Below are 18,232 nucleotides of genomic sequence, written 5' to 3' on the forward strand. Positions count from 1 at the left end.
ACTACTCCTGTTATTCCGCGCCGCCAACGAAGTCAAGATCTTGACCTTCTTTCAAAGTAACGTACGCTTTCTTAACGTCGCTGCGGCGACCTTGGCGTAGACCTTGACGTTTGGTCTTACCCTTAGTGATAAGAGTATTTACAGACTTAACTTCAACTTCAAATAGCTTTTCTACAGCTGCTTTGATCTCTTTTTTAGTCGCATCTTTAGCTACTTTGAAAACGATAGTGTTCGCTTTCTCAGCTGCCATAGTTGCTTTTTCAGAGATGTGCGGTGCACGTAGAACTTTTAGGATACGCTCTTCAGTGATCATGCTAGCATTTCCTCTACTTGCTTAACTGCTTCTGCAGTCATTACAACTTTGTCAAACGCGATTAGAGATACTGGATCGATACCAGCAACATCACGTGCGTCAACTTTGTATAGGTTACGAGCAGCTAGGAATAGATTCTCATCTACTTCGCTAGTCACGATTAGAGCGTCAGTTAGCTCAAGCTCTTTAAGCTTAGCAACTAGCTCTTTAGTCTTTGGTGCTTCAACTGAGAAGTTATCAACAACGATTAGACGCTCTTGACGAACAAGCTCAGAAAGAATGCTCTTCATAGCACCACGGTACATTTTTTTGTTTACTTTTTGGCTGTGATCTTGTGGTTTCGCAGCAAAAGTAACACCACCTGTACGCCAGATTGGGCTACGGATTGTACCAGCACGCGCACGGCCAGTACCTTTTTGACGCCATGGCTTAGCGCCACCGCCAGAAACTTCTGAACGTGTTTTTTGAGCACGAGTACCTTGACGAGCACCTGCTGCGTACGCAACAACTACTTGGTGTACAAGAGCTTCGTTAAACTCACGTCCGAAAGTAGTTTCGGAAACAGTTAGTGCATCGGCACCTTTAACCATTAGTTCCATTACTTACTCCTGAGACGTTATGCTTTAACAGCTGGTTTAACGATCACGTTGCCGCCAGTTGCGCCTGGGACTGCACCTTTAATAAGAAGCAGGTTGCGCTCAGCGTCAACACGTACGATCTCTAGGTTTTGAGTCGTTACACGCTCAGCACCCATGTGACCTGCCATTTTCTTGCCTTTAAATACGCGACCTGGAGTCTGACATTGACCGATAGAACCAGGAGCACGGTGAGACAATGAGTTACCGTGAGTCATATCTTGAGTACGGAAGTTCCAACGCTTAACAGCGCCTTGGAAACCTTTACCCTTAGATGTACCAGTAACGTCTACTTTCTTAGTTTCGTTGAATAGTTCAACAGTTAGTTCTGAACCAACTTCGAACTCTTCGCCGTTTTCTAAACGGAATTCCCAAAGACCGCGACCAGCTTCAACGCCAGCTTTAGCAAAGTGACCTGCTTCAGCTTTGTTTACACGGTTAGCTTTCTTAGAACCAGCTGTAACCTGGATTGCTGCGTAGCCGTCAGTTTCAAGAGTTTTCACTTGAGAAACACGGTTAGCTTCAACCTCAACAACTGTTACTGGGATAGAAACGCCTTCTTCAGTAAATACGCGGGTCATGCCCACTTTACGACCGATTAGACCAATCATACTTCTAATCTCCCTTAACCTAGGCTAATTTGAACGTCAACGCCCGCAGCAAGGTCTAGACGCATTAGAGCATCAACAGTCTTGTCTGTTGGCTCAACGATGTCGATTAGACGCTTGTGAGTACGGATTTCGTACTGGTCACGTGCTTTCTTGTTAACGTGTGGAGAGATAAGAACTGTGAAACGCTCTTTACGAGTTGGCAGTGGGATTGGACCACGAACCTGTGCGCCAGTGCGCTTAGCTGTTTCAACGATTTCCGCTGTAGAAGCATCGATTAGTTTGTAATCGAAAGCTTTTAGGCGGATACGGATACGTTGGTTCTGCATGAGACAGAGCTCCAAATTTAATAAATTACACAAACAATATCGCCACTCAAACTCGTCAAGACGAGAGAATGCCGATTGATTTATGTGAAACCGTAGCATCCAAGATTAGGACGCATTGTCAGTTAATTTTCGATTAACTATCCCTATATGCCAAAGTCACCTTTGAGGATAGTTTTTCCGAAGAAAAGATAGCTAATTGTATTAACCGCGAACATAAGCTGAGTATACATTACCTCGCAAATCCTTAGATTTGCTCGCTCCTCACTGCTCATTGGTTCACAACTGGCTTAACCAGTGCGCTGCATTATACAGATCACACTTTAGGTTGCAAGCGCTGAGTGAAAAATAATCGGGAATATTCCAAACCCCATACATTCCTCTTCGCTTGGTAGCCATTAAAACAAAAAGGACGCCGAAGCGTCCTTTTCTAAACTGTAATCGTAATAGCGGCTGCTATTATTTCTTACCGCTTGATAGTGCACCGAAACGCTTGTTGAAGCGATCAACACGGCCGCCTGTATCAACGATACGTTGCTTACCAGTGTAGAATGGGTGACACTTGTCACATACGTCTAGGTGGATAGACTCTTTACCTAGAGTAGAGTTGAACTCAAAAGAGTTGCCGCAAGAACAAGTCGCTTTTACTGCTTTGTATTCTGGGTGGATACCAGCTTTCATGGGATAACCTCAATAGTAGGCCGTGTCGCTATACGAATCTAAGCCGCACACCACACGCAATTAATAATAAAATGGGATACCGCATCAACTAATTGCCGAAGCCATATCTCAAGGCGCGATATAGTAAAGAATCACATTGATCGGATCAACACATTTGGCAACTTTTTCGCCACTTTTTTAGCCAGACTAATCATAGAGGCACGATTCATGCTGAATCGCATTGCTTTACTCGAATTTCCATACCGATTTTAATAGACTCTCATTTCCTTTCCCTCTTTTTTAATAGCTAAAAATTTATGCGTCCAACCATTGCTAGAGTGGCATTACCCGTTCCGCTCGACAAACAATTTGATTACGCCATTCCGGGGCACCTGTTTCCGATCATTGGTGGACGCGTTTCCGTACCTTTTGGACGCCAAACCTTAGTTGGCATCGTCACCGCGATGGTTAATCACTCGGACTTTCCCAAAGATCAACTCAAGCCAATCAAAGCAGTTCTTGATTCTCAGCCGATATGGTCTGAAAAGCTTTATTCGTTGCTGACTTGGTGCAGCCAGTTCTACCAATACCCACTTGGAGATACGCTACACAATGCGATGCCAGCAGCTCTACGTAAAGGAAAGCCTGCAGATTTTGCGACGCTACAAGAGTGGCAAATTACCGAATCCGGTAAAGACAAGCTGATGCAAGGGCTTGATCGTCGAGCGGTCAAACAACAGAAGGTCTTGCAAATGTTGGTTAACGGCGCTTTGCCTCACCAGGAATTTGTCGACCAAGAGATAGCCTCAACAGTACTAAAGTCTTTAGAAGAGAAAGGCTGGATTGAACGTATCGAGAAGAAGCCTGTAATCACCCAGTGGGGACAGCACGTTGAATGCGACGTCGAAAAGCCAAAGCTCAACCACGAACAAGCGCTGGCTATTGCGAGTGTAAATAGCCAAACAGGTTTTGCCTCCTATTTATTAGAAGGCGTCACGGGCTCAGGTAAGACAGAAGTGTACCTCAACCTGATCAAGCCGGTCTTAGAGAAAGGTAAACAAGCCTTGGTTTTAGTACCAGAGATTGGCTTAACACCACAAACCATCAACCGCTTTAAACGCCGTTTTAATGTGCCAGTTGACGTCATCCACTCTGGGTTAAACGAGACGGAGCGTCTGAATGCGTGGCTTTCTGCACGCGACAAAGCGGCCGGAATCATTATCGGCACACGCTCAGCCCTACTCGCGCCTTTTGCTGATCTCGGGATTATCATTGTGGATGAAGAGCATGACTCCTCTTATAAGCAACAAGATAGCTTGCGTTATCATGCACGCGATGTTGCTGTCATGCGCGCCCATAAAGAGCAAGTACCGATTATCCTCGGCTCAGCGACACCAGCATTAGAAACCTTGCATAATGCGCTGTCTGGTAAATATCACCATTTAACACTAACCCAACGAGCTGGCTCTGCCGTACCAACCACCAATAAAGTGTTAGATGTAAAAGGTCAGTATTTAGAAAGTGGTTTATCTGCCCAACTGATTGTCGAAATGCGCAAGCATTTAAAAGCGGGCAATCAAGTAATGTTGTTTCTTAACCGTCGAGGCTTTTCGCCCGCTTTGATGTGCCATGAATGCGGTTGGATTGCAGAATGTAAACGCTGTGATGCGTACTATACGTTCCACCATTACAGCAACGAAATACGCTGCCATCACTGCGGCTCACAACAACCGGTGATTCATCAATGTCAGGGGTGTGGTTCAACCCAATTGGTTACCGTCGGCGTAGGAACGGAACAACTCGAACAACAATTGGCTCAGTTATTTCCAGAATACAACGCCATTCGCATCGACAGAGACAGCACACGTCGCAAAGGTAGTTTGGAAGATGCCCTTGAATCGATTCGCAAAGGTGAACATCAAATTCTGATTGGCACCCAAATGCTGGCTAAGGGGCACCATTTTCCAAATGTAACGCTCGTTGCTCTTTTGGATGTTGATGGCTCTCTCTATAGTAGTGACTTCCGCGCTTCCGAGCGACTAGCGCAGTTGTTTATTCAGGTCGCAGGTCGTGCCGGCCGCGCAAGTAAACCTGGCGAGGTTATCCTACAAACCCACCATCCTGAGCACAGCTTGCTGCAGGCCCTGCTTCAAAAAGACTATCGCCACTTTGCTATGACTGCTCTGGAAGAACGCAAACTGGCTCAGCTTCCGCCTTATAGTTTCTTGACTCTGTTTAAAGCAGAGGCGAACCAAAGTGAGGTAGTTGAAGACTTCCTGCGTCAGGTTCGCTTTACGTTAGAGTCACACCCTCTGTTCGATGATTCCTGCATGGTGTTAGGCCCAACTCCTTCACCTTTGGCCAAGCGGGCTGGTAAATACCGTTGGCAACTATTACTGCAAACTCAGCATCGTTCATTGATGCAAAAGTTATTAACCAGTGCCAAACCTGCTATTGAGTTGTTGCCAAATGCTAAGAAAGTGCGCTGGAATTTAGACATAGAACCACAAGATCTCAGCTAGCAAACGTTTAACTATGTAATGAATTACCATTTAATGTGACCAGTATCACACCAAGATTACAATTTTTGTTAAACAGACCGTAACTTTCACTTTAGAAATGAATAGACTATCCAAATTAGAAAAGTCTAAAGTGACTTGTTTGCACAGGCTTAGATTAAAACAATGACTATTCCCACAAATTGATATCGCGGTGAAGAATCCATTTTCCCACTCGTTAACACGAACTGAGCGAAGAGCAAACACAGCTCTAACTCGGTTTGATTACTCTGATTTCAAACCGGAATAACGTCATCTTGGCAAAAAATAAATGAGAGGTTAAAAACTATGGCGACAATGAAGGATGTTGCCCAGCTTGCGGGAGTGTCTACGGCTACGGTATCTCGAGCCTTAATGAATCCAGAGAAAGTCTCTTCTTCTACAAGAAAGAGAGTAGAAGATGCCGTACTTGAAGCGGGTTATTCTCCAAACTCATTAGCGCGTAACTTACGTAGAAACGAATCAAAAACCATTGTTACTATCGTTCCCGACATCTGTGATCCTTATTTTTCTGAAATTATTCGCGGTATTGAAGATGCAGCCATGGAACATGGCTATCTAGTCCTGCTGGGCGATAGCGGACAACAGAAGAAACGCGAAAGCTCTTTCGTTAACCTCGTATTTACTAAGCAGGCAGATGGAATGCTACTGCTTGGTACAGATCTACCATTCGATGTCAGTAAGCCAGAGCAAAAGAACTTACCTCCGATGGTAATGGCGTGTGAATTTGCGCCAGAGCTCGAGCTTCCGACAGTACATATTGATAACCTGACCTCAGCATTTGAAGCGGTGAATTACCTGACTCAATTAGGTCATAAACGCATTGCTCAAATCTCTGGACCAGATACAGCAATATTGTGTCAGTTCCGCCAGCAAGGCTACCAACAAGCCCTGCGCCGTGCCGGCATCAATAAAGATCCACAATATAGTGTCATTACTGAGTTCTCTTTTGATGGCGGAGCAAAAGCCGTTCGTAAACTGCTCGAATTGCCAGAACCACCAACGGCTATTTTCTGTCACTGTGACACAATGGCCATCGGCGCAATTCAAGAAGCGAAAAAGCTTGGCTTACGAGTACCGCAAGATCTCTCTGTTGTGGGCTTTGATGACATTAACTTCGCTCAGTACTGCGATCCACCGTTGACCACCATCTCTCAACCTCGCTATGAGATTGGTCGACAAGCGATGCTAATGATGCTCGAGATGTTAAAAGGCCACGACGTGCATTCAGGCTCGCGTCTGCTTGAAACTAATCTCGTCATTCGTGGAAGTGCAGCGCCACCACAGCGTCCTTAACCTAAAGATTAGGTATTCATCCCCAAAGCGGTGCTGAGGCGCCGCTTTTTTATTTACCCCTCCTGCTTTTTGTGTATCCCTGAATAAATGTAAGTGAGAACGGAAACACACTCCTACACTCGGGCGTTGTCGCGCTTTAACTATCAAGATTCTATCAATAGGGTGTTTTCTCAACTCGTTCTGGATTAACATATTTGCAAGAATCCTTGATGACCAGAAATAACCGTGGCAAATAGAGATTATGTAAGACGGGGGCGAGGCGCCCCAAAAAAGTCGACAAAAAAACAGCCGCCGAGAAGAAAAAAACCTTGGCGCAGTGGCCTGCTCGCTATCTTGCTCGTGGGCGGTTTTGGCTATGGTCTTTACCTTTTGAGTAGCGACCCAGAACCTAAACAACCAGTCGTGAAGCAGCCAACAACCACTGTCAGCAAACCAAAGCCGAAAAAAGACTTGCCGCCACCACCAGAAGAAAAATGGGAATATGTTGAGTCACTACCGAAACGTGAAGTTGAAGTTGTGGCTAAAGAAATTGAAGTTTCTAAAATTCCTTACATCATGCAGTGTGGCGCGTACAAAACTCAGGCACAAGCGGAAGAGCGCAAGCTTGCAATCGCGTTCCAAGGGATGTCGAGCAAGATTCGTAAGAAAGAAGGCAGTTCATGGTATCGTGTGGTGCTAGGTCCGTATAAGTTCAAACGTGATGCAGAACGTGACCGTCATAAACTGCAACGCGCGAAAATCGAGCCGTGCGCGATTTGGAAAGAAAATCTTTAAACTCAGGCCCTAGGAGCTAAGATCCTAGGGCCTTTCTTTTTTCCCCCTTGAATCCCCATTTCTCCTCCCCCATATACTGAATTAAATCCAAAGAGAAATAATCAAGAGGTCGACTGTGACTACCATTGTATCTGTACGTCGAAATAATAAAGTCGTCATCGCGGGTGATGGCCAAGTATCTCTAGGCAATACCGTAATGAAAGGTAATGCGCGCAAAGTTCGCCGCCTATACAACAACCAAGTACTAGCGGGCTTTGCCGGCGGTACTGCGGATGCCTTCACCCTTTTTGAGCGCTTCGAAAGCAAACTGCAAATGCACCAAGGTCACCTAACCAAAGCGGCAGTTGAGCTAGCCAAAGACTGGCGTAGCGATCGTGCTCTGCGCAAGCTCGAAGCCTTACTTGCCGTTGCCGACGAAACCGCATCGTTAATCATTACCGGTAATGGTGATGTCGTACAGCCAGAACACGACCTGATTGCGATTGGCTCTGGTGGTGCTTACGCACAAGCTGCCGCAACCGCCCTACTAGAAAACACAGATCTAGATGCTCGTGAGATCGCGGAAAAAGCTCTCAATATCGCGGGTGATATTTGTGTCTTCACTAACCATCACCACACGGTAGAAGAGCTAGACTCAACAGTAGAGCCTGAAAAGACAACCGCGTAATCGTAACGAAGTAAGGAAAGAATATGTCTGAAATGACGCCTCGCGAAATCGTTCATGAATTGAACCGCCACATTATCGGTCAAGAAAAAGCCAAGCGTTCGGTTGCGATTGCACTTCGTAACCGCTGGCGCCGCATGCAGCTTGAAGAAAGCTTGCGTGCCGAAGTGACGCCAAAAAACATCTTGATGATTGGCCCTACTGGTGTTGGTAAGACTGAAATCGCACGACGCCTCGCAAAACTGGCAAATGCCCCTTTCATCAAAGTTGAAGCGACAAAATTCACCGAAGTGGGTTACGTTGGTAAAGAAGTTGAAACCATCATCCGTGACCTAACAGATGTCGCTGTGAAAATGACGCATCAACAAGCGATGGAGAAAGTGAAATTCCGCGCAGAAGAGCAAGCAGAAGAACGCATTCTTGATGCGCTACTGCCACCAGCACGTGATAGCTGGGGTCAAGCAGAGCAAACGGAAGAGTCTTCTCACACTCGCCAGATCTTCCGTAAGAAACTGCGTGAAGGCCAACTAGACGATAAAGAAATTGAAATCGACGTAGCCGCACCACAAATGGGCGTAGAGATCATGGCGCCTCCTGGTATGGAAGAGATGACTAACCAGCTGCAAGGCATGTTCCAAAACCTCGCTGGCGACACCAAGAAAAAACGTAAGCTGAAAATCAAAGACGCAATGAAAGCGTTAGCGGAAGAAGAAGCGGCGAAACTGGTTAACCAAGAAGAGCTAAAAGAAGCGGCGATTTTCAACGTTGAAAACAACGGCATCGTATTTATCGATGAGATCGACAAGATCTGTAAACGCGGCGAGAGCTCAGGCCCAGACGTTTCACGCGAAGGTGTTCAGCGCGACCTACTTCCATTAATTGAAGGCAGCACGGTATCAACCAAGCACGGCATGGTAAAAACAGACCACATTCTGTTTGTTGCATCTGGTGCATTCCAAGTGGCAAAACCATCTGACTTGATCCCAGAATTGCAAGGTCGTCTACCAATTCGTGTTGAGCTAGAAGCACTAAGCAGCAACGACTTCAAACGCATTCTGACAGAACCAAAAGCCTCTCTAACAGAGCAGTACGTTGCGTTGATGAAAACGGAAGATGTGGACATCGAATTCACAGAAGACGGCATCACGCAAATCGCGGAAGCGGCATGGACGGTCAACGAAAGCACAGAAAACATCGGTGCTCGTCGCTTACACACCGTTATGGAACGCTTAATGGATGAAATCTCTTACGACGCAGCGGAGCAATCTGGCGCTAAATTCGTTATTAATTCCGCTTATGTGAAAGAGCGCCTAGGCGACACGATTGAAGATGAAGATCTAAGCCGCTTTATTCTTTAACCGCAATCTATCCCACCAAAGCCCAGAACCTTGTTTCTGGGCTTTTTGTATAGAATGACGACCACTGTGACAACACCTAAATCAAAAGATCTCGTCATTCTAGCGAGCTCAAGCGAGGCTAAGAATCTGCTAACAGCAGACGCCTATTCTTTCTCTCTCACCTTAACCACTGCACAATCGGATGATGGATTCTGAATCACACTCGTTCCTCGCTGTTCAGAATGACGGTCACTTAGACGACATCTAAATCAAAAGGTCTGGTCATTCTAGCGAGATCTAGCGAGACTAAGAACCTGGTAACAACAGACGCCTATTTTTCCTCTCTCACCTTAATCACCGCACAATCGGACGATAGATTCTGAATCACACTCGTTCCTCGCTGTTCAGAATGACGGTTACTGTGACAACACCTAAATCAAAAAGATCTCGTCATTCTAGCGAGCTTAAGCGAGACTAAGAATCTGCTAACAGCAAACGCCTATTCTTTCTCTCTCACCACAACACTTCACAATCGGATGATAGATTCTGAATCACACTCGTTCCTCGCTGTTCAGAATGACGGTGACTTAGACAACATCTAGATCAAAAGCTCTCGTCATTCTAGCGAGCTTAAGCGAGACTAAGAACCTGCTAACAGCAGACGCCTTTCTTTCCCACTCACCTTCACCACTGCACAACCGGATGATAGATTCTGAATCACCCTTTGACTTCTAGTTGAGTTGTTTTAGGTCAATAGCGTATCTGCCTCTTTGTGCTTATACTGGGCACATTGGTTACTAGCACGAAATTTCCATGAAACAATCTCTACAGATCTGGCTTGAAGCCGCTCGTCCAAAAACATTACCTCTGGCATTAGTCTCTATCTTAACAGGTAGTGTACTCGCCTACTCGGCGGGTCATTTCTCACTGACGATTGCCATCATGGCTTTCGTAACCGCGACATTGCTGCAAATTCTGTCCAACCTGGCAAACGACTATGGCGATGCCGTTCAAGGTACAGATAACGACAAACGCCTCGGCCCATTACGAGCGATGCAGTCAGGCGCGGTAAGTGCGAAACAGATGAAACAGGCGATTATCTTTAACATCGCTCTGACCGCCATTTCAGGCTTGGTGTTAGTTTTCTATTCACTAAGTTCACTGGAAAGTATTGTTACTTTTATCGGGCTGGGAATTCTGGCCATTCTCGCAGCCATTGCTTATACCATGGGTAGCAAACCATACGGTTACGTGGGGCTTGGCGATATTTCAGTTTTCTTGTTTTTTGGTTTACTCGGCGTATCCGGTACTTATTTCTTGCATACTGGTCACGTAGATACCACGCTATTCTTACCTGCTCTAGGCTGCGGTTTACTCGCCGTTGCAGTACTCAACATCAACAATATGCGTGATATCGAGAACGACCGAGAGTGTGGTAAACGCACAGTCGCAGTGCGATTGGGTCAACGCAACGCCAAGCAGTACCACTTTGTTTTACTTGGCGGTGCTATTCTTGCCTTTGCGGCTTACTTGTTAATTCAAGACAAACCCGTTTGGATTAGCTTGCCATTTTTACTTAGTATTTATTTCGTGGCCGATCATGGTAAAGCGGTTTGGCATACACAAAAGCCCGCTCAGATAGCACCAATGATGCCAGTCATCGTGAAATGCTCTTTAGTCACCAACGTTTTGTTTGCAACAATTGTGGTAGCTCAAACTCTAGTAAGTTAAAAAAGGATTGTCATTGCATTGACTTAATGCCTAGATATACTCAAAGACAACCAATTTCTGTTTAGAAAGGTACGCTATGGAATACAATACCTCAGCACTCTGTGATATCTACCTCGATCAGGTAGATGTGGTTGAACCAATGTTCAGTAACTTTGGCGGTCGCGCTTCATTTGCCGGGCAAATCACCACCATCAAGTGTTTTGAAGATAATTCGTTGATCCGCGAGACATTAGAGCAAGATGGACTTGGTCGCGTTTTGTTAATTGACGGTGGCGGTTCCCTACGTAAAGCCCTTATCGATGCAGAAATCGCAACCATTGCGGAAGAAAACGAGTGGGAAGGCATTGTCGTTTACGGTTGTGTTCGTGAAGTCGATGAACTTGAAGATATGAATTTAGGCATTCAAGCCCTCGCTTCTATTCCTGTTGGAGCGACCAGCCAGGGTATTGGTGAATTGGATGTACCAGTCAACTTTGGCGGCGTCAGCTTCTTACCTGAAGATTATATTTATGCTGATAGCACCGGAATTATCCTGTCGCCTGAACCATTGAATATTGATTTAGAGTTGGATGAAGAAGCATAACGAGTCTTAGGCGCCTAAGTTATAGGGTCTTCTCTTGGCTCTTAGCGCCTAGCCTTGTCTTAACATTTTCTACTTCCCTAAAACACAAACACCCGCTTAACGCGGGTGTTTTTAATTTGGAATGAAGAAGCCGAATTATTCCACTTCGTCCATTTTGCCAAGTAGTGCACGAATGCGCTCTTGCCATTGTGCGTGCTCTTGCTGTGCTTGTTGTGCTTTTTGCTCTAGCTCTTCACGTTGAGAGCGAAGCTCGTTCGCTTCTTCCGCAAGTTTAGCTTTATCTTCTTTCAGCTCTTCGACTTCCATCTGAAGAAGAGTGATTGTGTCAACTGCAGTTTGAATTTTAGATTCTAGTTGTTCTAGTACTTCAAAAGACATCTTGGCCTACCTATGTTATTCCGTTGGGACGATGTGCGAGATTGATGCACACCTAACCTATATAAGGTTCATTCTACTCAGCGTCGCGATGAGAAACACTCACTATATTCGATATTTTGCATCATTCGGTCAAAAAATCAGCGCAATCTCACTAAACGCTGACTTTTCTTGTCGCCGAAGCATTTTTGAGCAAGGATTTTGCGTCTCGCTACGCTGAAAATCGCCCTAAGTATTGATCAAATTCAAGTTAGATAAAGTAAAAGCCTCGCAAAAAGGCAAACGTTTACTCGACCTTGTGATAGAATCGCCGCGCAAATTCTTCTTCCCTCTTGCTTACTTGGAGACATCATGAAACGCGATTTAGCAATGGCATTTTCCCGTGTGACTGAAGGTGCAGCTCTGGCTGGTTACAAATGGCTTGGCCGTGGCGATAAAAACGCAGCCGATGGCGCTGCTGTTGAAGTTATGCGCACGCTACTGAACAAAACAGATATCAGTGGTGAAATTGTCATTGGTGAGGGTGAAATCGATGATGCGCCAATGCTGTACATTGGTGAGCAAGTGGGTATTGGTGGTGATGAAGTAGATATTGCAGTCGACCCGATTGAAGGAACGCGTATGACGGCAATGGGACAATCGAACGCACTAGCCGTACTTGCCGCAGGTGAGAAAGGCAGCTTTCTTAAAGCGCCAGATATGTACATGGAAAAACTGGTTGTTGGCCCTGGTGCAAAAGGCGTAATTGACTTAGAAAAGCCGTTAAAAGAAAACCTAGAGAACGTAGCAAAGGCCCTGAACAAGCCACTTGATACCCTAGTCGTTATTACCCTTGCGAAACCTCGCCACGATAACGTTATTGCAGAAATGCAAGCAATGGGCGTGCGTGTCTTTGCGGTGCCTGATGGTGACGTGGCTGCCTCTATTCTGACTTGTATGCCAGACAGTGAAGTGGACATGATGTACTGTATTGGCGGCGCGCCAGAAGGGGTTGTATCAGCAGCGGTAATTCGAGCGCTAGACGGTGACATGCACGGTCGTCTGCTTCCTCGTCACGAAGTAAAAGGCGATACTGAAGAAAACCGCATTTACGGCGCAGATGAACTAAAACGCTGCGATGAAATGGGCGTAAAAGCGAATGTTGTCCTCAAAATGGAAGACATGGCTCGTAGCGACAATGTGGTATTTTCAGCTACAGGCATCACTAAAGGTGACTTGCTGGAAGGTATCTCTCGTCAAGGCAATATGGCGACCACAGAAACGCTGCTCGTGCGCGGTAGATGCCGAACTATTCGCCGCATCAAATCGACTCACTACTTAGATCGTAAAGATCCAGAAGTGCGTGATATTATTCTTTAAGCATTTCTCGAGGCTCTCGCTCAATCTGAGTTTGAGCCTTTCTTTCCGCACAACGGGCAATAGATTCTGAATCACTCTCGTTCCTCGATGTTCAGAATGACGGTGACTTTAATAAGCTCTAAATCAAAAGAACTCGTCATTCTAGCAAGCTCCAGCGAGACTAAGAATCTGGTAACAGCAGGCTCCTATTCTTTGCTGGTCACCTTAACCACTGCTCAACCGGACGATAGATTCTGAATCACCTCGTTCCTCGCTGTTCAGAATGACGGCTACCATAGCAAGCTCTAAATCGAAAAAACTCGTCATTCTAGCGAGCTCCAGCGAGACTAAGAATCTGGTAACAGCAAACTCCGCTTCTTTCCCGCTCAACTAAGCCACTGCACAGCCGGACAGTAGATTCTGAATCACACTCGTTCCTCGTTGTTCAGAATGACGGTGACTTTAATAAGCTCTAAATTAAAAGAACTCGTCATTCTAGCGAGCTCCAGCGAGACTAAGAATCTGGTAACAGCAACCTCCTATTCTTCCTGCTCGCCTTAACCACTACACAGCCGGGCAATAGATTCTGAATCACACTCGTTCCTCGCCGTTCAGAATGACGACATATATTGGCTCATATGAACATAGCCCCTACAAATCCACACTCAAATTAAGTCAACACTTTTCTTTACTAACCCTATCGCGCATAATATGTACTGACGTATAAATGGTGGGTATATGAAGACCGTAGATAGGATATTGCAAATCGTTAAGCGTGATGGCTCCGTCACTGCAAAACAACTCTCTTCTGAGCTAGGTATGACAACCATGGGGGCTCGTCAGCACCTGCAAAGTTTAGAAGATGATGGCATTCTTTCTATCCATGACGTAAAAGTAAAAGTTGGTCGCCCTGCTCGTCATTGGTCTCTCACTCAAAAAGGTCATGAGCAATTTGCTGACCGTCACGGTGAGTTGACCATTCAGTTTATAGAAGCTGTCGAACATATCTTTGGCAAAGATGGACTGGAAAAAGTCACATCAGAGAGGGAAAAACTCACGTTACAAAGTTATCGTCAGCATCTTGAGCAATGCGACTCTCTGCAAAGCAAACTAGAAACACTCGTCACATTAAGAGAGCAAGAAGGCTACATGGCTGAACTCGAGAAAGATGAGAACGGATTTATCTTAATCGAAAATCACTGTCCGATTTGTAAAGCCGCAACTCGCTGCCCAAGCTTGTGCCAATCAGAATTAAGTGTCTTTCAGTCTTTACTTGGACGTGACACCAAAGTAGAGCGTACCGAACACATCATTAGTGGCCAAAGACGCTGCGTTTACCGCATCCAACAACTGCAGTAACCACCACAACCAAACATCGACATGCCGCACTTATTCAATCTCAAGCTTGAAAGCTTCTCTTATAAGTGAGACGGCTAAAGAATTCATCCTCTCTCCTCTTTCTAGTGGTATAGGCTTTTAGTAACTAAAGGCAACTTCCATAAGGATTTGGAGAGCATCGATGTCTAATCTACGTCATATCCCATCCCAAACGCTTCCTCCATTCGATGAAATGGTTCGAATGGCAGAGCGAGATCCAGAAGCTTTTGAGCAATTTCGTCATGAGATGGCGAAAGAGATGATCGAAAGCGCATCAGAAGATATGAAAGAAAGATTGTGGGCTCAACAAAGCCATATTGATAGAGTCATCAGCACGTGTAAAAACCCTCATCACACCAATGTGGTATTGATGAACGAGTTGCAAAAACAGGTCGTAAAGTTCAAAGCAGCGCTAGAAGGGGAAGCGGCACCGACACAAAAAGCGGATGTGGTTAGCTTAAATGCGTTTAAAGATAGGGATGATTTTTACTGATACTCAGTAGATAGATCGAGAAAGTTAGGGTTCGTTTCTCTTACCAAGGCTAACTTCCACTCACGCTTCCACTGCTTGAGCTGCTTTTCTCGGTTTATAGCATTAGCCATATCGTCGAATAACTCAAAGTAAACGAGCTTATGAACGTTGTATTTCTTAGTAAATCCTTCCACTACTCCATTTTTATGTTGCCATATTCTTTGGGGCAGCTGACTGGTAACACCTATGTAGAGAACGGCGTTGTTATTTGACGTTAGGATATAAACGCAAGGTGTCTTATCGATGATTCATTCTCCTTCATTATTCGCTGTTACTTTTCCATTGTAATTCGCAAGCTCAGTCAGTTTATTTCGAACTCGGAGCGCTCTATGCGTAGATTCTGAATCACCTCGTTCCTCGCTGTTCAGAATGACGATGGCTTTCACAACCTCTAAATCAAAAGAATTCGTCATTCTAACGAGTCTCGGCAAGGCTAAGAACCTGCCAACAGTAAACTCCTATTCTTTCCCGCTCAGCTTAACCACTGCTCAACCGGACGATAGATTCTGAATCACGCTCGTCCCTCGCAGTTCAGAATGACGATGACTTTAAGAGCCTCTAAATAAAAAGAGTCCGTCATTCTAGCGAGCCGCAGCGAAACTAAGAATCTGGTATCAGCAAGCTCCTACTCTTTCACACACAGCTTAACCAGGGCTCAAGCGGACGATAGATTCTGAATCACACTCGTCCCTCGCTGTTCAGAATGATGATGACTTTAACAGCCTCCAAACCAAAAAGGATCGTCATTCTAGCGAGCCTTAACGAGACTAAAAATCTCGTAACAGCAAGCTCCTATTCTTTCCCGTTCACCTAAACCACCGTACAATCGGATGATAGATTCTGAACCACACTCGCACCTCTCTGTTCAGAATAACGATGACTTTATCAGCCTCTAAACCAAAAAGGAGCGTCATTCTAGCGAGCCTTAGCGAGACTAAGAATCTAGTAACATCAAGCTCCTATTCTTTCCCGCTCAGCTTAACCACTGCTCAAGCGGACGATAGATTCTGAATCACGCTCGTTCCTCGTTGTTCAGAATGACGATGACTTTAAGAGCCTCTAAATAAAAAGAGCTCGTCATTCTAGCGAGCCTCAGCGAGACCAAGAATCTACTTTCAGCACGCACGATACTTGAGGCGATTACTCCGGCTCAGGGCCATATTGGTTTGGTCCTGATGTTCCCTTTAAGAAACCACATTCAATTAGAATCCATAAACCACAAATCAGAGAAATGGAAGCAACGAACATCTGTGGGGTCGACGGCTCTTGCGCGGCAGGGCTGGTCATTGGCGTGGCAATTCGTCCGATAATCAACGGAATATTCAGTGCTAGCCAATAGATCGATTTGTTGCGGTCGTGCCAACGCTTGGTGGTGATCGCCAAATCAGGGATCAACAGAACCACCAAGAAAATAGGAAGAAGCACATAGGAGAGAGTAGGAAGCAGTTGGCTGATACCGGCACCAAAGCCTAGAATGGACACATAGTAAATGACGTTCCAAATCCAGTAGGTTTTACGGTTTATACGTCCTTGAAAAGAAAACAGTAACTCTTTAGTCGACATCAAATTTTACCCCAAAGTAGAAAGGTTATAGATTAGCCGAGTCGATATAGTTTGGAAAGGACACCGATAGCTTGGGTGCCCACAACGACCTTACAATAAGCAGAGCCAGGCTGAGAATTCGTAACAATAACCCCTCGCTATTCTCGGGCAATTCAGCGCAACCTAGTTCACTACCTTTTGGAAGCTATCTATATCCATATCTCGGATATTGACCGTTAAACTGTGCACGTGACTAGCTTGCTCTTGAAGTATCGCCATCAAGGCTCGTGACAGTTCTCGCTTTTGTTCTTGGGAGCGACCAGATAACAAATCAAAGTTGATATGGATAAAGTCGAGGCTATCACCCTCCTCTCCTATCAACCAATTGTGGCACCGGAGCGTTCTAGATTTCACTGACGCGAGTTCAAAAAGGCCACTTTCTAACGCCGTTTTATGTAAATCCTCCAGCAACCCCTGAACATTGACGCGTTCTTCCACCGAGTTTGAATACTCTAAAACGAGATTTGGCATTTCGATTCCTTTCTACAACAATTAATTCCAGCGCGTAGTAATACCAATCTCAGCAGCAATTTCCGAGGAATGAACTATCATTCTGTCTACGCGATCACCAATCGGTTGCTTTTGACAAAAATAACAGGATCGATGCTTGGTCGAATCAACAAAGAAAGCCGGACAAGACATGACGCCAATCATGATCTGTTCACATTATTCTGTTATATTCCTACGTAGATTTTTTACATTAATTGACTATTTACATTAAAGATAAGGGAGATATTCCTATGCGTCGTCCTGTAGTGATGGGTAACTGGAAACTAAACGGCAGCAAAGCAATGGTAACTGAGCTGCTAACTGGTCTTAACGCTGAACTTGAAGGCGTTGAAGGTGTTGACGTAGCAGTCGCTCCACCAGCACTTTACATCGACCTAGCAGAGCGCGTAATCGCTGAAGGCGGTAACAAGATCATCCTGGGTGCTCAAAACACTGACCTAAACAACAGCGGTGCGTTCACTGGCGATATGTCTCCAGAAATGCTGAAAGATTTCGGTGCTACTCACATCATCATCGGTCACTCAGAGCGTCGTGAATACCACAACGAATCTGACGAGTTTATCGCTAAGAAATTCAACTTCCTAAAAGAAAACGGCCTAACACCTGTTTTCTGTATCGGTGAGTCTGAAGCGCAAAACGAAGCTGGCGAAACTGAAGCTGTATGTGCACGTCAAATCAACGCAGTTATCGACACTTACGGTGTTGAAGCTCTAAACGGCGCAATCATCGCTTACGAACCAATCTGGGCTATCGGTACTGGTAAAGCAGCAACTGCTGAAGACGCACAACGCATCCACGCTTCTATCCGCGCACTAATCGCAGCGAAAGACGAAGCAGTTGCAGCACAAGTAATCATCCAATACGGCGGTTCTGTTAAGCCAGAAAACGCTGAAGCTTACTTCTCACAACCAGACATCGACGGCGCTCTAGTTGGCGGTGCTTCTCTAGACGCTAAAAGCTTCGCAGCAATCGCTAAAGCAGCGGCTAAAGCAAAAGCTTAATCTCGTTTTTAC

The 18,232-nt window shown here is 45.5% G+C and carries 20 protein-coding genes; 11 read left to right on the top strand and 9 right to left on the bottom strand.

Annotation, left to right across the window (positions count from 1 at the left end; all coding sequences use genetic code 11):
- Window positions 1-10: 10 nt before the first annotated feature.
- From rplW to rpmE, 5 genes are all read right to left on the bottom strand, one after another.
- Window positions 11-313 (bottom strand): 50S ribosomal protein L23, encoded by a 303-nt coding sequence (gene rplW, locus J4N43_RS14330; RefSeq protein ID WP_004398471.1) that lies wholly within the window; start codon window positions 311-313, stop codon window positions 11-13.
- The gene (gene rplD, locus J4N43_RS14335) at window positions 310-912 is read right to left on the bottom strand and encodes a 50S ribosomal protein L4 (protein WP_005379556.1); all 603 of its coding nucleotides are present in this window, start codon (window positions 910-912) and stop codon (window positions 310-312) included. The genes rplW and rplD overlap by 4 nt, the downstream gene beginning before the upstream one ends.
- A 17-nt stretch (window positions 913-929) precedes the next feature.
- Window positions 930-1,559 carry a 50S ribosomal protein L3 gene (gene rplC / locus J4N43_RS14340; RefSeq protein WP_005379555.1) on the bottom strand — a complete coding sequence of 210 codons (630 nt, stop codon included), beginning with the start codon at window positions 1,557-1,559 and terminating at the stop codon, window positions 930-932.
- Between the two features lie 14 nt (window positions 1,560-1,573).
- The gene (gene rpsJ, locus J4N43_RS14345) at window positions 1,574-1,885 is read right to left on the bottom strand and encodes a 30S ribosomal protein S10 (protein WP_004410492.1); all 312 of its coding nucleotides are present in this window, start codon (window positions 1,883-1,885) and stop codon (window positions 1,574-1,576) included.
- 456 nt (window positions 1,886-2,341) lie between these two features.
- The gene (gene rpmE, locus J4N43_RS14350; protein ID WP_005379546.1) at window positions 2,342-2,563 is read right to left on the bottom strand and encodes a 50S ribosomal protein L31; all 222 of its coding nucleotides are present in this window, start codon (window positions 2,561-2,563) and stop codon (window positions 2,342-2,344) included.
- 296 nt (window positions 2,564-2,859) lie between these two features.
- On the opposite strand from rpmE, the gene priA reads away from it, so the two are divergent.
- The 7 genes from priA to rraA all read left to right on the top strand — a co-directional run bounded on the left by priA (window position 2,860) and on the right by rraA (window position 11,485).
- Window positions 2,860-5,064, top strand: coding sequence for a primosomal protein N' (priA, locus tag J4N43_RS14355; protein ID WP_158159545.1), 2,205 nt, complete (start codon window positions 2,860-2,862; stop codon window positions 5,062-5,064).
- A 303-nt stretch (window positions 5,065-5,367) separates the two neighbouring features.
- Window positions 5,368-6,396: a DNA-binding transcriptional regulator CytR gene (gene cytR / locus J4N43_RS14360; RefSeq protein WP_254901949.1), complete on the top strand. Its 1,029-nt coding sequence runs from the start codon at window positions 5,368-5,370 to the stop codon at window positions 6,394-6,396.
- 225 nt (window positions 6,397-6,621) lie between these two features.
- Window positions 6,622-7,170: a cell division protein FtsN gene (gene ftsN / locus J4N43_RS14365; protein WP_017820300.1), complete on the top strand. Its 549-nt coding sequence runs from the start codon at window positions 6,622-6,624 to the stop codon at window positions 7,168-7,170.
- A gap of 115 nt (window positions 7,171-7,285) precedes the next feature.
- The gene (gene hslV / locus J4N43_RS14370; RefSeq protein ID WP_158159544.1) at window positions 7,286-7,837 is read left to right on the top strand and encodes an ATP-dependent protease subunit HslV; all 552 of its coding nucleotides are present in this window, start codon (window positions 7,286-7,288) and stop codon (window positions 7,835-7,837) included.
- Window positions 7,838-7,860: 23 nt separating this feature from the next.
- Window positions 7,861-9,192 carry an ATP-dependent protease ATPase subunit HslU gene (hslU, locus tag J4N43_RS14375; RefSeq protein WP_047101881.1) on the top strand — a complete coding sequence of 444 codons (1,332 nt, stop codon included), beginning with the start codon at window positions 7,861-7,863 and terminating at the stop codon, window positions 9,190-9,192.
- 792 nt (window positions 9,193-9,984) lie between these two features.
- The gene (locus tag J4N43_RS14380; RefSeq protein WP_047101879.1) at window positions 9,985-10,902 is read left to right on the top strand and encodes a 1,4-dihydroxy-2-naphthoate polyprenyltransferase; all 918 of its coding nucleotides are present in this window, start codon (window positions 9,985-9,987) and stop codon (window positions 10,900-10,902) included.
- A 76-nt stretch (window positions 10,903-10,978) separates the two neighbouring features.
- Window positions 10,979-11,485: a ribonuclease E activity regulator RraA gene (gene rraA, locus J4N43_RS14385; RefSeq protein WP_005379537.1), complete on the top strand. Its 507-nt coding sequence runs from the start codon at window positions 10,979-10,981 to the stop codon at window positions 11,483-11,485.
- Window positions 11,486-11,620: 135 nt separating this feature from the next.
- Here the strand turns inward: rraA and zapB are convergent, their stop codons facing one another.
- Window positions 11,621-11,863 (bottom strand): cell division protein ZapB, encoded by a 243-nt coding sequence (zapB, locus tag J4N43_RS14390; RefSeq protein ID WP_005379536.1) that lies wholly within the window; start codon window positions 11,861-11,863, stop codon window positions 11,621-11,623.
- 348 nt (window positions 11,864-12,211) lie between these two features.
- Here zapB and glpX point away from each other — a divergent pair, with 348 nt between their 5' ends.
- The 3 genes from glpX (at window position 12,212) to J4N43_RS14405 (ending at window position 15,068) form a co-directional block, all read left to right on the top strand.
- Entirely contained in the window at window positions 12,212-13,219 is a 1,008-nt protein-coding gene (glpX, locus tag J4N43_RS14395; protein WP_025768348.1) for a class II fructose-bisphosphatase, read from the top strand.
- 717 nt (window positions 13,220-13,936) lie between these two features.
- Window positions 13,937-14,557, top strand: coding sequence for a helix-turn-helix transcriptional regulator (locus J4N43_RS14400; protein WP_005379532.1), 621 nt, complete (start codon window positions 13,937-13,939; stop codon window positions 14,555-14,557).
- Window positions 14,558-14,717: 160 nt separating this feature from the next.
- Window positions 14,718-15,068, top strand: a complete 351-nt coding sequence (locus tag J4N43_RS14405; RefSeq protein WP_053303351.1) for a DUF3135 domain-containing protein — start codon at window positions 14,718-14,720, stop codon at window positions 15,066-15,068.
- On the opposite strand, the gene J4N43_RS14410 is transcribed toward J4N43_RS14405, so the two are convergent.
- The 3 genes from J4N43_RS14410 to J4N43_RS14420 form a co-directional block, all read right to left on the bottom strand.
- Window positions 15,062-15,355 carry a GIY-YIG nuclease family protein gene (locus J4N43_RS14410; protein ID WP_025768346.1) on the bottom strand — a complete coding sequence of 98 codons (294 nt, stop codon included), beginning with the start codon at window positions 15,353-15,355 and terminating at the stop codon, window positions 15,062-15,064. The genes J4N43_RS14405 and J4N43_RS14410 overlap by 7 nt on opposite strands.
- A gap of 892 nt (window positions 15,356-16,247) precedes the next feature.
- Window positions 16,248-16,670 (bottom strand): DUF805 domain-containing protein, encoded by a 423-nt coding sequence (locus J4N43_RS14415; RefSeq protein ID WP_005384868.1) that lies wholly within the window; start codon window positions 16,668-16,670, stop codon window positions 16,248-16,250.
- A gap of 162 nt (window positions 16,671-16,832) precedes the next feature.
- The gene (locus J4N43_RS14420; protein WP_053349707.1) at window positions 16,833-17,180 is read right to left on the bottom strand and encodes a 5-carboxymethyl-2-hydroxymuconate Delta-isomerase; all 348 of its coding nucleotides are present in this window, start codon (window positions 17,178-17,180) and stop codon (window positions 16,833-16,835) included.
- Between the two features lie 269 nt (window positions 17,181-17,449).
- Here J4N43_RS14420 and tpiA point away from each other — a divergent pair, with 269 nt between their 5' ends.
- Window positions 17,450-18,220: a triose-phosphate isomerase gene (gene tpiA, locus J4N43_RS14425; RefSeq protein ID WP_005384863.1), complete on the top strand. Its 771-nt coding sequence runs from the start codon at window positions 17,450-17,452 to the stop codon at window positions 18,218-18,220.
- The last annotated feature ends 12 nt before the right edge of the window (window positions 18,221-18,232 follow it).

Origin of the sequence: Vibrio sp. SCSIO 43009, from assembly GCF_023716525.1 — a bacterium.
GTDB classification, from domain to species: domain Bacteria; phylum Pseudomonadota; class Gammaproteobacteria; order Enterobacterales; family Vibrionaceae; genus Vibrio; species Vibrio alginolyticus.